Source organism: Bacillus sp. XF8 (assembly GCF_017498755.1).
Taxonomy (GTDB): Bacteria; Bacillota; Bacilli; order Bacillales; family Bacillaceae_G; genus Bacillus_A; species Bacillus_A bingmayongensis.
The window spans coordinates 196102-209404 of record NZ_JAGDQK010000005.1 but is presented as its reverse complement, the minus strand read 5'-3'; the positions used below and the strand labels follow the sequence as shown (position 1 = coordinate 209404).

The following is a 13303-nucleotide window of genomic DNA, read 5'->3' as shown; positions in this document are numbered from 1 at the left end:
ATAATGATCAAATGCCGAATATGATGCCAATGATGGATAATAACCAAATGCCAAATATAATGCCAATGATGGATAATGATCAAATGCCGAATATGATGCCAATGATGGATAATAACCAAATGCCAAATATAATGCCAATGATGGATAATAACCAAATGCCAAATATAATGCCGATGATGGATAATAACCAAATGCCGAATATGATGCCAATGATGGATAATAACCAAATGCCGAATATAATGCCAATGATGGATAATAACCAAATGCCGAATATAATGCCAATGATGGATAATGATCAAATGCCGAATATGATGCCGATGATGGATAATAACCAAATGCCAAATATAATGCCGATGATGAATAATAACCAAATGCCGAATATGATGCCAATGATGGATAATGATCAAATGCCGAATATAATGCCAATGATGGATAATGATCAAATGCCGAATATGATGCCGATGATGGATAATAACCAAATGCCAAATATAATGCCGATGATGGATAATAACCAAATGCCGAATATGATGCCGATGATGGATAATAACCAAATGCCGAATATGATGCCAATGATGGATAATAACCAAATGCCGAATATGATGCCGATGATGGATAATAACCAAATGCCAAATATGATGCCGATGCTGAATAATAATCAACCATTGCCAATGATGCCACAACAATATCCATATTATCAAATGCCATATCAACAACAGCAAAATCCGTATTATCAAATGCCGTATACACAAGGTGTACCAATGGTACCGCACCAAATGCCAATGCAACATACTTCAATGCCATATCAACCACCTACAGATAATAACATTCCGCCAATGATGCCAGCAGAAGAAGATTGTGGATGTGGTGAGGAAAGAAATCTATATAGTCCACAGCCAGGTGGGCCATATTATCCAACAGCCCAAGTTGCATATGCACCGCAGCCGGGTGCGGTGAATTATCAGCAAGATCCGCCAGGAATTTTTGGAGAACCACTTGCAGAAGATGAGGAATAGAAAGAGTTGTGCTAACGATAACGAGGTAGTGTTAGAAAATTCCTAGTGAAATATTAACAAGTGTAAAAACCTCCTTTGTTACTCATTATAAGAGGGAGCTTTTCGAGAGAGAAGTTCAACCTAACAAGGGGGGTTTTTATATTGAGTAAAAAGATTAAAATTATTGCCGCTTCTTTGTTAGTTACCAGTGCGTTAGCTGCATGTGGTACACCTGATAATAATAATGCGATGGATGATCGTAATGCAACTTACAATTATGAGCGTACATCGTATGATGATATACGTCCATATAGAAATAATGTGACGCGTACCGATCGATATACTGATTATGTAACATATCGTAATGGTAACCGAATGAATAATAATGTTTACGACCGTCGTGATGATGTTGGATATAATTATTACCGTGATGTAAATTACCATGGTCAAATTGCAAATCCTTATCCAACTCGCAACATTACAATGAATAATTCATACATTAACAACGATGGTAGAACAGCAGAAAGAATTACAAATCGTGTTAAGCGTATGAATAATGTAGAGCGTGTTTCTACTGTTGTACGCGGAGATGACGTAGTAATTGCGGTAAAACCACGTGGCGCAGTAACAAATGAAACAGCAATGACAAATGAAATTCGTCAAGCGGTTGCTCAAGACGTAAGAAACCGTAATGTCTATGTAACCGTTAAAAATGACATGTTTGATCGTGTTGATGCAATGAATACACGTCTGCGTAATGGAACAGTTACAAACGATTTAAATCGTGATATAACAGACCTATTCCGAGACATTCGTGCTGGTCTTACTGGTACAGTACGATAACGAAAAAAAGGGAAAGGTCTATGCCTTTCCCTTTTTATTTTCGTAAATAATAAAGCGGCGGTGAAGAAGATTATTCCTCCATATCCTGCATCCGTTTTTTCTTGATAAAGTAACTAACAGAATAAGAAGCTAAAAAGCATAAGAAGAGAATACTTCCCATAAGAATGGCTTCCCATATCGGTTTTTCAGGACCGAAAATAACATAAATCATAGCAAAAATGATTCCTACGATAGCAGAGCGTAAAACAAGTTTATAATAAGGAGTTGTTTTCATTCCTTTTTCATTTTCTTCTGCATCAATAGAGATTCCCATTTGTAAATAGGTGAGAAGTATACTCGTTAGCATCAATAATAACCATAATGGAGATTGTGTAATTTGATCTATGCCTTCATTAAAGCCAATATATCCTAAAATACCTATCGTACCAAGTGTTTGAAAGAGAAATGCGATTCGAATGTTTTTCAAATTTTGGAGGATTAAACGTTCGTCTTTTATTTTTTTCAATAGACTCACCCCTGTTTACCAGATTTTTCATTATATCCACATTAATTGTAACATATATATTACATTAATCAATTTATAATTTGCTTTTGTGGTGGAATACATAATAAATAAAAGCCACCTTTCTAGTTTGAATTCAGAAAAGTGGCTGTAGGAATAAATACTGGTGTAAAAAGGTAATAAAATATTTCTATGAGTACCTTGCTTTCTTGTTATATTAATGTTATATTAGCAAAGCGATGAGCTAATTTACGTAAGACGAGAGATATGCTTAAGTGCTAAACACGCGGATGTGGCCGCCTGGTCTCTCGCCGTAAACGCATCAAGACGCCTGCATGACAGGCGTCTTTCTTATTATATAAAGGTTAAGTGAAGTTAGGCATAAGAGAATTGTCGCCCAACTTCACTTTTTTGTGGGTTTAAATATCAGAACATTAGATTAATTTATTTACAAATCCCTTCAATAAGATTAAAATATAAATGGTAATATATTACACAATATAGTGACTATATGAAATGGTAAGGATGAAAAGAATATGAAACATTTTGAATGTAAAAATACAGAGGTTGTTTTGGAGAAATTTAAATTAACAACACCTATATTTCAGGCTTTGGGAGATATAAATCGTCAACAAATTATTATGATGTTACTTGAAAATAAAAGTCTGAATGTAACTCAAATAACAGATAGAATGGGCATTTCAAGGCCTGCTGTTTCTCATCATTTAAAAATTTTAAAACAGGCGGAATTAATTACAGCTGATCGAAATGGAAAAGAGATATTTTATGCTATAAGTGTACGAGAATTTTTAAAGCAAATTAAGGATTTGATTGTAGCAGTAGAATCAAACTACTAATTTTTTTTAGTCTTTAAGTTTACAAGTTTAAACATTTGAACTTGTTTTTGGTGGAAAGGAGCAATAAAGGTGAACAGTAAAAACCGTATGTATGTATTAATGTTACTCGTTCCTTTGTTTTGGGGTGGCTCTTTTGCAACGGCAGAGCATGTTATTACAGAAATTCCTCCGCTCGTTGCAGCGACAATTCGTTTTGCATTAGCTGGAGTTATTTTAGTGGCGATTGTTCTAGTTAAATCTGAGTGGAATATGAGCGTGTTAAGTAGAAACTGGAAAGGTTTATTATTTGTATCCTTAACTGGTATTTTTGGATATAATGCATTTTTCTTTATGGGACTTCATTATACTTCTACGATGAACGGCTCATTAATTATTGCCACAATGCCAGTGTTTGTTACAATGGGAGCGATTTTGTTTTTTAAAGAAACATGGAGTGTGAAAATAGCAATAAGTTTAATCTTATCTCTTATAGGTGTCATTATTGTTATTACGAAAGGCTCATTACATACACTTATATCTTTGTCGTTTAATAAAGGAGATCTATTGTTTATAGCTGCATTAGCTTGTGGAGTGTTATACAGCTTAACTGGAAAGGCAGTGATGAAAGGTGTTTCGCCTTTGTTGACGACTATGGGTATGACTGTAATAGGAGCTGTTTTTCTAGCAGGTCTTTCTGTTTTTGAGGGAGGATGGGAGAAAGTTCCGGCGCTCTCTATACAAGGATGGCTTGAGATGTTGTATATGGTCGTGTGTGGAACGCTAATTGGCTATATAGTATTTAATAAAGGTGTAGAAGAAATTGGAGCAAGTAAAGCAAGTATGTATTTAAATATTACACCTATAGTTGCAACTTTAATTGCAGTTGTTTTATACAAAGCAACAATTACATGGCAACAGTTACTTGGAATGGTAATTGTGCTAGCAGGGGTTTATATTGCGACGGTTCAAACGAGTAAAAATAAAAACATGTCTCTACATGATCAAAGGAATTTGTGATATCAGAAATTTCCTCTGATACTATTTAGTGTACAAGATGGCGATTTGTTCGAGAGTTTGCATATTCTATAATTCTCAATAAATGATATCTACTCTTCCTATGGATAAAACTTCTACTTCGGGAAAAACTACAAATAGAAGTTTTATTTTGCTTAGAAGAGGTGAGCGGAAATGAAATTCATGATGGTTGCAGTTCAAGTCGTAATCGCTATGTTTTGTTTATATCATGAATCAAGTGTGATTGCTGCGGCTCCTGTACCAGAGGTCACGCAAAAAGAACCTCAAGTTACGATTCTATTAGAGCGTATGTATTTAGATGGAGAAGTAAGTGAGGAAATTTTTACTGAAAAAGTAGCAAACTTAGAACAGTTTCTTCAGCAGTATAAAGAATGGCAACTTGTCGACCGTGATGATACACAAATTGTATTGCAAAAAAAGGTAGATGATATTTCACCACTACTTAAAACGAGTGGGTATTTTGGTGTTTCCAATGAGGGGATACTGCAAATTTTTAATGGTGTGCCAAAAAGTGATAATGCGATTCATTCATTTTTTCAAATTGATATGAAAAAGCTAGAAAGTTATGAACGGGCAGAGCTGAAACGTGGTATTCGTATTAAGTCAAAAGAGCGTTTTGTGAAGACGATTGAGAAAATGAAGCAGTATGCAGTGCAAAATAAGAAAAACAGCAGCAGCTCAGGATGAGCTGCTGCTGTTTTTCTTACTTGTTCTTATCTAAAATTTGTTTTGCAATTTCATCAATTAGCATATCTTTTCCGATTGGATTGAATGCTTTTGTGTTAAAGACTTCATTGCTTACTTCGTAAACATGATTATTTTTTACAGCTTTGTTATCTTTCCAAACAGCACTGTTTTTGTAGTCATCAAACACTTTATCTGCTTCGCCGCCAAAGTTTACAACAAACATTTGATCAGGCTGGAATGCAACAAGACCTTCTAATGATACTTGTGCCATCGTTTGTTTTAAATCTGTACCTTTCGTTGCAGGAAGTTTTAAGTCGTTAAAGATAATATCACCATATCCGAAGCTGCCGTATACACGGAAGTTTTGCGGTGTTACAGCAAGGAACATGAAGTTTTCATCTTTTGTTTTCTCTTTAATTTTTTTAGATAAGGAAGCTGCTTTTTTATCGTAGTCTGCAATCCATTTATCTGCTTTTTTCTCTTCGTTAAATAGCTTGCCGACTTCTTTAAATTTACCGCGCCAGTTTTCTAAGTTTGTTTCTAAGACAACTGTTGGTGCAACTTTTGCTAATTGATCATAAATTTTCAATTGACGGTTGTTTAAAATGATTAAATCTGGTTTTAAAGCAGTAACCGCTTCTAAATCAACTTTAGGTGCCCAGTACCAACCAACTGCTTTTACACCTTTTAGTTTTTCTTGCAAATGATCTTGAATTTTATCTTTATACGTGTTAGCTGTACCAACAGGTTTATGACCAAGAAGTAATAGTTCTTCAGATGATCCAGATAAATCAACGATTTTCTTTGGATTTGTTGGAATCTCGATTTCTCCTTTAGCGTGTTTTACAACTTTTGTCTTCGGTTGTTCTTTTGCTTGTGTGTCTTCTTTTTTAGCGGAGCAACCAACAATAGCAAGAACAACAAGAATGAGAGTAAATAGAATAGATAAATTGCGTTTCATTTTGATGTAACCCCTTTAATTAATATTGATAATCATTATCGACTTTGTAATATTAATTTGCTTTATATTGTTATGTCAATATATAAAAAATGGAAAAATGAAACGGAGAACATTTGTTGGGGCAGTCTCGCTTTTCTAACGTTAAGTATGTTAAAATGGAATACATGATTTGAGAGGGAGAGATCGTATTTTGTTTGAATATGTTACAGGTTACGTGGAATATGTAGGACCAGAATATGTCGTTCTTGATCATAATGGAATTGGCTATCAAATTTTTACGCCAAATCCGTATGTATTCCAAAGAAGTAAGCAAGAAATTCGTGTATATACATATCATTATGTGAGAGAAGATATTATGGCGCTTTACGGATTTAAGACACGTGAAGAGCGTTTATTATTTACAAAACTTTTAGGTGTATCAGGCATCGGACCAAAAGGTGCACTTGCCATTTTAGCTTCTGGTCAAACAGGACAGGTTGTTCAAGCGATTGAACATGAGGATGAAAAATTCTTAGTGAAATTCCCAGGTGTCGGCAAGAAAACAGCACGCCAAATGATTTTGGATTTAAAAGGGAAATTAGCAGATGTTGTACCAGATGCATTTGTTGATTTATTCTCAGATGTAGAACGTTTCGACGAGAAGAAAGGTTCATCAACTGAGCTTGATGAAGCGCTTGAAGCACTTCGTGCACTTGGCTATGCAGAAAGAGAAGTAAATCGCGTTGTACCGGAGTTATTAAAAGAATCACTTACGACGGATCAATATATTAAAAAGGCACTTAGTCTTTTACTAAATGGTAAGAGGTGAGTAGAATGGACGAACGTCTCCTCTCAGGAGAATCGGCACATGAAGATGCGGACTTAGAATATTCGTTACGGCCACAGACGCTCCGTCAGTATATTGGCCAAGATAAGGCAAAGCATAATTTAGAAGTGTTTATTGAGGCGGCGAAAATGCGTGAGGAGACATTGGATCACGTACTATTATATGGGCCGCCAGGACTTGGTAAAACGACGCTTGCGAATATTATCGCTAATGAAATGGGTGTTAATATTCGAACAACGTCAGGTCCAGCAATCGAGCGTCCAGGGGATTTAGCGGCAGTGTTAACGGCGCTTCAACCTGGTGATGTATTATTTATTGATGAAATTCATCGTCTGCACCGATCAATTGAAGAAGTATTATACCCGGCAATGGAGGATTTCTGTCTTGATATCGTCATCGGTAAAGGTCCAACGGCGCGTTCTGTACGTCTTGATTTACCCCCATTTACACTAGTTGGTGCAACAACGCGCGCAGGTGCGTTATCAGCGCCGCTTCGTGACCGTTTTGGTGTATTATCACGATTAGAGTATTATACAGTAGACCAACTTTCGGCAATTGTTGAACGTACAGCGGAAGTCTTTGAAGTTGAAATAGATTCTTTGGCAGCTTTAGAAATCGCAAGGCGTGCACGCGGTACGCCGCGTATCGCAAACCGTTTACTAAGACGTGTACGTGACTTCGCACAAGTTCGAGGCGATGGAACGATTGCGATGGAAATTACACAAATGGCATTAGAACTCTTACAAGTAGATAAACTAGGTCTTGATCATATTGACCATAAGTTACTGCTTGGAATTATTGAAAAGTTCCGTGGAGGTCCAGTTGGATTAGAAACAGTTTCGGCGACAATTGGAGAAGAGTCTCATACGATTGAAGATGTGTATGAACCATATTTACTCCAAATTGGGTTTTTACAACGAACGCCGAGGGGAAGAATCGTAACGCCACTTGCTTATGAACATTTTGGAATGGAGATGCCACAAATATGACGGATATGCCAAAGCTGCTTATTACAGCTGGTATTCTTCTCATTGTCGTTGGATTAGCTTGGAAGTTCATAGGGAGACTTCCAGGCGATATTTTTGTGAAAAAAGGAAACGTTACCTTTTATTTTCCGATCATTACATGTATTGTGTTAAGTATTGTATTATCTTTTATTATGTATATAATAAATCGATTTAAATAGAAATAGGTGGATACAGTTATGGATATTAATCTGTTTGATTTTCATTTACCAGAAGAACTCATTGCACAAACGCCGCTTGAAGAGCGTGAAACATCAAGATTAATGGTGTTAGACCGTGAAACAGGTGATATCGAGCATAAGCATTTTACTGACATTCTTTCTTATTTACATGAGGGTGATTGTTTAGTTTTAAATGAAACGAAAGTTATGCCTGCTCGTTTGCATGGTGTGAAAGAAGACACAGGTGCACATATTGAAGTGCTTCTTTTAAAACAAGAAGATGGAGATAAGTGGGAAACGCTTGTAAAACCAGCTAAACGTGTAAAAGAAGGAACTGTCATTTCTTTTGGTGAAGGAAAGCTAAAAGCAACTTGCATCGGAACGGCTGATCAAGGTGGTCGTCAGCTTGAGTTTTCGTATGATGGTATCTTTTATGAAATTTTAGATGAACTTGGAGAAATGCCGCTTCCTCCATATATTAAAGAAACGCTAGAAAATCGCGATCGTTATCAAACGGTATATGCGAAGGAAATCGGTTCTGCAGCGGCACCAACAGCGGGGCTGCATTTTACAGAAGAGCTATTAGAAAAATTAAAACAAAAAGGTGTTCAATTAGCGTTTATTACACTTCATGTTGGCCTTGGTACATTTAGACCAGTTTCTGCGGATACAATTGAAGAACATCATATGCATGCGGAGTATTATCATATGTCAGAAGAAACGGCAGAGTTGTTAAATCGTGTGAAAGAGAACGGTGGTCGTATTATTACAGTTGGTACAACGTCAACGCGTACGTTAGAAACGATTGCTACAGATCACGATGGCAAACTATGTGCGGCTTCTGGATGGACGGATATTTTTATGTATCCTGGCTATGAATTTAAAGCAATTGATGGTTTAATTACAAACTTCCATTTGCCAAAGTCAACATTAATTATGCTTGTAAGTGCATTTGCAAATAGAGAAAATGTCCTTCAGGCTTACAATGAAGCAGTAAAAGAAAAGTATCGTTTCTTTAGCTTCGGTGATGCGATGTTCGTTGCGTCTCATGCTAAAGTAAGAAACAAATAAAAAGGAGTAAATCTATGACAGCAATTCGTTATGAATTTATTAAAACATGTAAACAAACGGGTGCCCGTTTAGGTCGCGTCCATACACCGCACGGTTCATTTGATACACCGACATTTATGCCAGTTGGTACACTTGCTACAGTTAAAACAATGTCACCAGAAGAGCTAAAAGCAATGGATTCAGGCATTATTTTAAGTAATACGTATCATTTATGGCTTCGTCCAGGTCACGAAATTGTACGTGAAGCAGGCGGTTTACATAAATTTATGAACTGGGATCGTGCAATTTTAACGGATTCTGGTGGTTTCCAAGTATTTAGTTTAAGTGACTTCCGTCGCATTGAGGAAGAGGGCGTTCATTTCCGTAATCACTTAAATGGAGACAAGTTATTTTTATCACCAGAGAAAGCGATGGAAATTCAAAATGCATTAGGTTCAGATATTATGATGGCATTTGATGAGTGTCCTCCTTTCCCAGCTACTTTTGAATATATGAAAAAATCTGTGGAACGTACAAGCCGATGGGCAGAGCGTTGCTTAAAAGCACACGAGCGCCCACAAGATCAAGGGTTATTTGGTATTGTACAGGGTGGAGAGTTTGAAGAGCTTCGTCGTCAAAGTGCGAAAGACCTTGTTTCGATGGACTTCCCTGGTTATGCAGTAGGTGGGTTATCAGTTGGGGAACCGAAGGATATTATGAACCGTGTGCTTGAGTTTACAACACCGCTTCTTCCAGATAATAAACCACGTTATTTAATGGGAGTAGGATCCCCTGACTCATTAATTGATGGTGCAATTCGTGGTATTGATATGTTTGACTGTGTACTTCCAACTCGTATTGCTCGAAATGGTACGTGTATGACAAGTCAAGGGCGCCTCGTTGTGAAAAACGCGAAGTTTGCAAGAGACTTCGGTCCGCTTGATCCAAATTGTGATTGCTACACATGTAAAAATTATTCTCGTGCGTACATTCGTCACTTAATGAAATGTGATGAAACGTTCGGAATTCGTTTAACGTCTTATCACAACCTTCATTTTCTGTTAAACTTAATGGAGCAGGTGAGACAAGCCATTCGTGAAGACCGTCTTGGTGATTTCCGTGAAGAGTTCTTTGAACAATATGGCTTTAATAAACCGAATGCTAAAAACTTCTAATACATAATTTAAAAGGAGGAACAAAAGATGAATCCAGGTATGATGAATATTGTCATGATTGTTGCGATGTTTGCGATTTTCTATTTCTTATTAATTCGCCCACAGCAAAAGCGTCAAAAGGCAGTAGCTCAAATGCAAAGTGAATTACAAAAAGGTGACGCTATCGTAACAATCGGTGGCTTACACGGTACAATTGAATCAGTAGATGACACTACGATTGTAATTAAATCTGGTGGTTCACACTTAACATTCGATCGCAATGCGATTCGTGAAGTTGTGAAGAAGTAATAGTCAAAAGCCCAGCTTAATAGCAGGGCTTTTTTAATTCGAGCGTTTCGTCATGTTAACGCCGAATATACCACCAATTGTACTTGCCCCCATTAACGCAAGTTGATAGAGAAGCTGTGAGTTGGAGAGAGCGTGTGAGAAGCCTAAGTAGCTAACGAGAAAAACAAGAATTGTAAAGGTGAGTCCGGTTGTGAAGCCGACTAACCATCCTCTTCCTTGTGCCTTTTTACCAGCGACAAAACCAGAGATGAGAGTAGAGAGAATCGCAAATATGAAAAGAGTGATTGCTAATGTTCCTTCATTAATGTTTGTGAATTTTAATAAAAGCGCAATCACCATGCTTGTAACAGAGGCAAGTATTAATAAAGTGATAATGCCAAAGCCGATTGCCGTAGATAATTTTTTTGTTCCATCCATGGGACATTCCTCCTTTTTAATACAAACATATTTTCATTTCTTGTAAGTTAGACTAGTTTCTTTTTTACTGGTTAAACTACACCTTAGAAGAAATGTGTAGAAAGGGGATTAAAGATGGAACTATGGGGAATTGCTCTACGAACAGTGTTACTGTATTTTATTATGCTAATTATTTTTCGTGTTATGGGAAAGCGCGAAATCGGAGAACTAAGTATCTTAGACTTAGTTGTCTTCATTATGTTAGGAGAACTTGCTGTATTAGGGATTATAGATGCTGATCGTCCTATGTGGGATCAAATTGTTCCTATGGTAGTAATTGTAGTGATCCAGATTGTATTAGCATATGCTTCTCTCAAAAGTGGAAGGATACGACATTTAATCGATGGTGAACCAGCCATTATTGTTCGGAAGGGGAAAATTGATGAGAAACAAATGCGAAAGCAACGTTATAACATGGACGATTTATTAATGCAGTTAAGAGAAGGAGGAATTGGTGATATCCGTGATGTCGAATATGCTATTTTAGAAGCTTCAGGAAAACTTTCTGTATTTCATAAACAAAATAAGGATAATACGTTAGTTTTTTCATTTCCTCTTATTATTGATGGAGAAATTCAACATTCACATTTACAGATGATTGACCAAACAGATGAATGGCTCGTGGGAAAATTAAAAAACATAGGGTATAAAGATGTAACGGAAATTTTATATTGTAGCTTTCAAAATGGAGAGTTTTTTGTGGATTTAAAAGATAAGTAAGAAGCTTACCGTTAAAAAAGTAAGCTTCTTATTTGTATGGTTATTTCAAAAATGATAGTTTTCTGATGATCGGGAGACGTCGTAATTCGTCTTTACGAATGAGTTTGAAAATGAGAAGAAGCAGTGTATAAAGGATAGTGGTTAAGGTGATTTCCCATAATGTTTGCATCCCAAGTGAATGTGAAAAAACGATATACTTATGAAGATAGAATCCAAAAGCTCCTGCAACGGCAATCGCAATTCCACCGAAAATATAATCTCTTATATAAATCGTGAACGTAATTTTTTTTAAGACTGTGGCGTAGTGAAGGAACGTTACAGTCACAATATTAGCGGCGATTGCAAGTGCAACCCCCATCATTTGAAATTCCGGACGTGAAGCTAATGCGAAAATAACGAGCAGTTTTACAATGGCTCCGATAAATGTGTTCATCATCGCGGCACGTGCTAAGTTTAAAGCTTGTAAAACAGATGTAAGAGGACTTTGGAAGTAGTGAAATAAAAAGCAAGGTGCAAGTAATTGAATGAATGCAGTTGCACTATCTGAACCGTACATGAGAGTTAAAACAGGTGAGGCAAATACATAAAGAATAACGACTGACCAGCCTCCAGTAATTAAAGAAATACGAAGTGCTTGTTGCAAGCGATGTTCCACTAATTGATGCTGTTTTTTTGCCATTGCTTCACTAATGGATGGTACGAGTGCTGTAGAAAGCGCATATGTAATAAAGGCTGGTAGTGATAAGAGCGGAAACGCATAGCCATTTAATATGCCGTATTGCTGCGTAGCAACTGAGGCAGCGACACCAGCTATCGCTAAGCTTTGCATAACGACAATTGGTTCAAAAAAATAAGAGACCGATCCAATTAAGCGACTCCCTGTAGTTGGAAGTGCGATTTCCATAAGTGAATGAAAAGTGTGTTTACTTTCTTTGACAGTGCTTAGAAAACCAGTTCGTATGGAAAGATGTTTTTCACGCTGGAATAAAGTGAGTAAAAATAATAAAGAAGCGACTTCCCCAAGAACAGCTGATAGCATTGCGCCTGCAGCGGCGTATTCAACACCGTAAGGTAAAAATAGACGAATACATATGGCAATAATGGTAATGCGGACAACTTGTTCTAACACTTGTGCATATGCACTCGGTTTCATATTTTGTTTTCCTTGGAAATAACCACGTAAAACAGATGAAACCGCAATAACAGGAACGACAGGTAAAATGGCCATTAGTGGATAGTACGTTCTTTTATCCGTTAGTAATGTTTCAGCTAAAATAGGGGTTAGAAGCATGATTGCGATTGTTAAGATAATACTAATAACAGATGTAACAGCTAATGATACTGTTAATATTTTCTTTACTTTTTGTTTGTCATTTACTGCTTCCGCCTCTGCGACGAATTTTGCAATGGCAACAGGAAGCCCGATTTGTGTTAACGTAATTGCTAAAATAAAGGTGGGGACAGCCATCATATAAAGACCTACGCCTTCTTCTCCTAAAATACGTGCCATTACAATTCGATTTATGAACCCGAGAATTTTTGTAATAAAACCAGCTAGCATTAAAATAAATGCACCTCGTAAAAAGCTTTGTCTCGTCATGGTCTTCTCCTACCTTCTCAAAATCAGTGGAATGATTTACAATAATTTATATGCACGTATGAGACAAGAATGACAAGCATTTAAGAAGAGGCGCTTATAAAGAAAAACTTTTAGGGGAAAGGGCAGAGCGATGAAAACTCTTAAAG

General features: G+C 36.8%; 15 protein-coding genes and 1 pseudogene. 12 read left to right on the top strand and 4 right to left on the bottom strand.

Features of this window, described 5'->3' with window-relative positions; all coding sequences use genetic code 11:
• Window positions 1-1013 (top strand): annotated as a pseudogene (locus J4P91_RS06425) (SafA/ExsA family spore coat assembly protein); the annotation flags it as partial.
• Window positions 1014-1154: 141 nt separating this feature from the next.
• Complete coding sequence (locus J4P91_RS06420; protein WP_207993291.1) at window positions 1155-1835, top strand: YhcN/YlaJ family sporulation lipoprotein; 681 nt, start codon at window positions 1155-1157, stop codon at window positions 1833-1835.
• 70 nt (window positions 1836-1905) lie between these two features.
• Here J4P91_RS06420 and J4P91_RS06415 read toward each other — a convergent pair whose 3' ends face one another.
• Window positions 1906-2340 carry a branched-chain amino acid ABC transporter substrate-binding protein gene (locus J4P91_RS06415; RefSeq protein ID WP_207993290.1) on the bottom strand — a complete coding sequence of 145 codons (435 nt, stop codon included), beginning with the start codon at window positions 2338-2340 and terminating at the stop codon, window positions 1906-1908.
• A gap of 533 nt (window positions 2341-2873) precedes the next feature.
• Between J4P91_RS06415 and J4P91_RS06410 the strand changes: the two genes are divergently transcribed.
• The 3 genes from J4P91_RS06410 to J4P91_RS06400 all read left to right on the top strand — a co-directional run bounded on the left by J4P91_RS06410 (window position 2874) and on the right by J4P91_RS06400 (window position 4895).
• Window positions 2874-3194, top strand: a complete 321-nt coding sequence (locus tag J4P91_RS06410) for an ArsR/SmtB family transcription factor (RefSeq protein WP_207993289.1) — start codon at window positions 2874-2876, stop codon at window positions 3192-3194.
• A 69-nt stretch (window positions 3195-3263) separates the two neighbouring features.
• On the top strand, window positions 3264-4190 hold the full coding sequence (locus J4P91_RS06405; RefSeq protein ID WP_207993288.1) for a DMT family transporter: 927 nt from the start codon (window positions 3264-3266) through the stop codon (window positions 4188-4190).
• Window positions 4191-4361: 171 nt separating this feature from the next.
• The gene (locus J4P91_RS06400; RefSeq protein WP_207993287.1) at window positions 4362-4895 is read left to right on the top strand and encodes a BofC C-terminal domain-containing protein; all 534 of its coding nucleotides are present in this window, start codon (window positions 4362-4364) and stop codon (window positions 4893-4895) included.
• A 16-nt stretch (window positions 4896-4911) separates the two neighbouring features.
• Here the strand turns inward: J4P91_RS06400 and J4P91_RS06395 are convergent, their stop codons facing one another.
• Window positions 4912-5856: an iron-hydroxamate ABC transporter substrate-binding protein gene (locus J4P91_RS06395; RefSeq protein WP_207993286.1), complete on the bottom strand. Its 945-nt coding sequence runs from the start codon at window positions 5854-5856 to the stop codon at window positions 4912-4914.
• A gap of 190 nt (window positions 5857-6046) precedes the next feature.
• On the opposite strand from J4P91_RS06395, the gene ruvA reads away from it, so the two are divergent.
• Genes ruvA through yajC form a run of 6 tightly spaced genes read left to right on the top strand, consistent with a single transcriptional unit; the run spans window position 6047 to window position 10381 of the window.
• The gene (gene ruvA / locus J4P91_RS06390) at window positions 6047-6664 is read left to right on the top strand and encodes a Holliday junction DNA helicase RuvA (protein ID WP_207993285.1); all 618 of its coding nucleotides are present in this window, start codon (window positions 6047-6049) and stop codon (window positions 6662-6664) included.
• Window positions 6665-6669: 5 nt separating this feature from the next.
• Window positions 6670-7671 (top strand): Holliday junction branch migration DNA helicase RuvB, encoded by a 1002-nt coding sequence (ruvB, locus tag J4P91_RS06385; protein WP_017150674.1) that lies wholly within the window; start codon window positions 6670-6672, stop codon window positions 7669-7671.
• Window positions 7668-7868, top strand: coding sequence for a DUF2905 domain-containing protein (locus J4P91_RS06380; protein WP_017150675.1), 201 nt, complete (start codon window positions 7668-7670; stop codon window positions 7866-7868). Before ruvB ends, J4P91_RS06380 begins: the two co-directional genes overlap by 4 nt.
• Window positions 7869-7886: 18 nt before the next feature.
• Window positions 7887-8939, top strand: coding sequence for a tRNA preQ1(34) S-adenosylmethionine ribosyltransferase-isomerase QueA (gene queA, locus J4P91_RS06375; RefSeq protein WP_207993284.1), 1053 nt, complete (start codon window positions 7887-7889; stop codon window positions 8937-8939).
• Window positions 8940-8953: 14 nt separating this feature from the next.
• Complete coding sequence (tgt, locus tag J4P91_RS06370; protein ID WP_000125373.1) at window positions 8954-10093, top strand: tRNA guanosine(34) transglycosylase Tgt; 1140 nt, start codon at window positions 8954-8956, stop codon at window positions 10091-10093.
• Between the two features lie 27 nt (window positions 10094-10120).
• Window positions 10121-10381, top strand: coding sequence for a preprotein translocase subunit YajC (gene yajC / locus J4P91_RS06365; RefSeq protein WP_017150677.1), 261 nt, complete (start codon window positions 10121-10123; stop codon window positions 10379-10381).
• Between the two features lie 33 nt (window positions 10382-10414).
• Here yajC and J4P91_RS06360 read toward each other — a convergent pair whose 3' ends face one another.
• Window positions 10415-10798 (bottom strand): TIGR04086 family membrane protein, encoded by a 384-nt coding sequence (locus tag J4P91_RS06360; protein WP_207993283.1) that lies wholly within the window; start codon window positions 10796-10798, stop codon window positions 10415-10417.
• 114 nt (window positions 10799-10912) lie between these two features.
• On the opposite strand from J4P91_RS06360, the gene J4P91_RS06355 reads away from it, so the two are divergent.
• Complete coding sequence (locus J4P91_RS06355) at window positions 10913-11557, top strand: DUF421 domain-containing protein (protein ID WP_207993282.1); 645 nt, start codon at window positions 10913-10915, stop codon at window positions 11555-11557.
• Between the two features lie 40 nt (window positions 11558-11597).
• On the opposite strand, the gene spoVB is transcribed toward J4P91_RS06355, so the two are convergent.
• Window positions 11598-13157: a stage V sporulation protein B gene (gene spoVB, locus J4P91_RS06350; RefSeq protein ID WP_207993281.1), complete on the bottom strand. Its 1560-nt coding sequence runs from the start codon at window positions 13155-13157 to the stop codon at window positions 11598-11600.
• Window positions 13158-13303 lie beyond the last annotated feature (146 nt).

Bases quoted from the DNA above. Each gene is read 5' to 3' on its own strand.
- J4P91_RS06400 (WP_207993287.1), top strand. From the start codon at position 4,362: ATGAAATTCATGATGGTTGCAGTTCAAGTCGTAATCGCTATGTTTTGT.
- spoVB (WP_207993281.1), bottom strand. From the start codon at position 13,157: ATGACGAGACAAAGCTTTTTACGAGGTGCATTTATTTTAATGCTAGCT.
- yajC (WP_017150677.1), top strand. From the start codon at position 10,121: ATGAATCCAGGTATGATGAATATTGTCATGATTGTTGCGATGTTTGCG.
- J4P91_RS06355 (WP_207993282.1), top strand. From the start codon at position 10,913: ATGGAACTATGGGGAATTGCTCTACGAACAGTGTTACTGTATTTTATT.
- J4P91_RS06410 (WP_207993289.1), top strand. From the start codon at position 2,874: ATGAAACATTTTGAATGTAAAAATACAGAGGTTGTTTTGGAGAAATTT.
- queA (WP_207993284.1), top strand. From the start codon at position 7,887: ATGGATATTAATCTGTTTGATTTTCATTTACCAGAAGAACTCATTGCA.
- J4P91_RS06360 (WP_207993283.1), bottom strand. From the start codon at position 10,798: ATGGATGGAACAAAAAAATTATCTACGGCAATCGGCTTTGGCATTATC.
- ruvB (WP_017150674.1), top strand. From the start codon at position 6,670: ATGGACGAACGTCTCCTCTCAGGAGAATCGGCACATGAAGATGCGGAC.
- tgt (WP_000125373.1), top strand. From the start codon at position 8,954: ATGACAGCAATTCGTTATGAATTTATTAAAACATGTAAACAAACGGGT.
- J4P91_RS06380 (WP_017150675.1), top strand. From the start codon at position 7,668: ATGACGGATATGCCAAAGCTGCTTATTACAGCTGGTATTCTTCTCATT.
- J4P91_RS06395 (WP_207993286.1), bottom strand. From the start codon at position 5,856: ATGAAACGCAATTTATCTATTCTATTTACTCTCATTCTTGTTGTTCTT.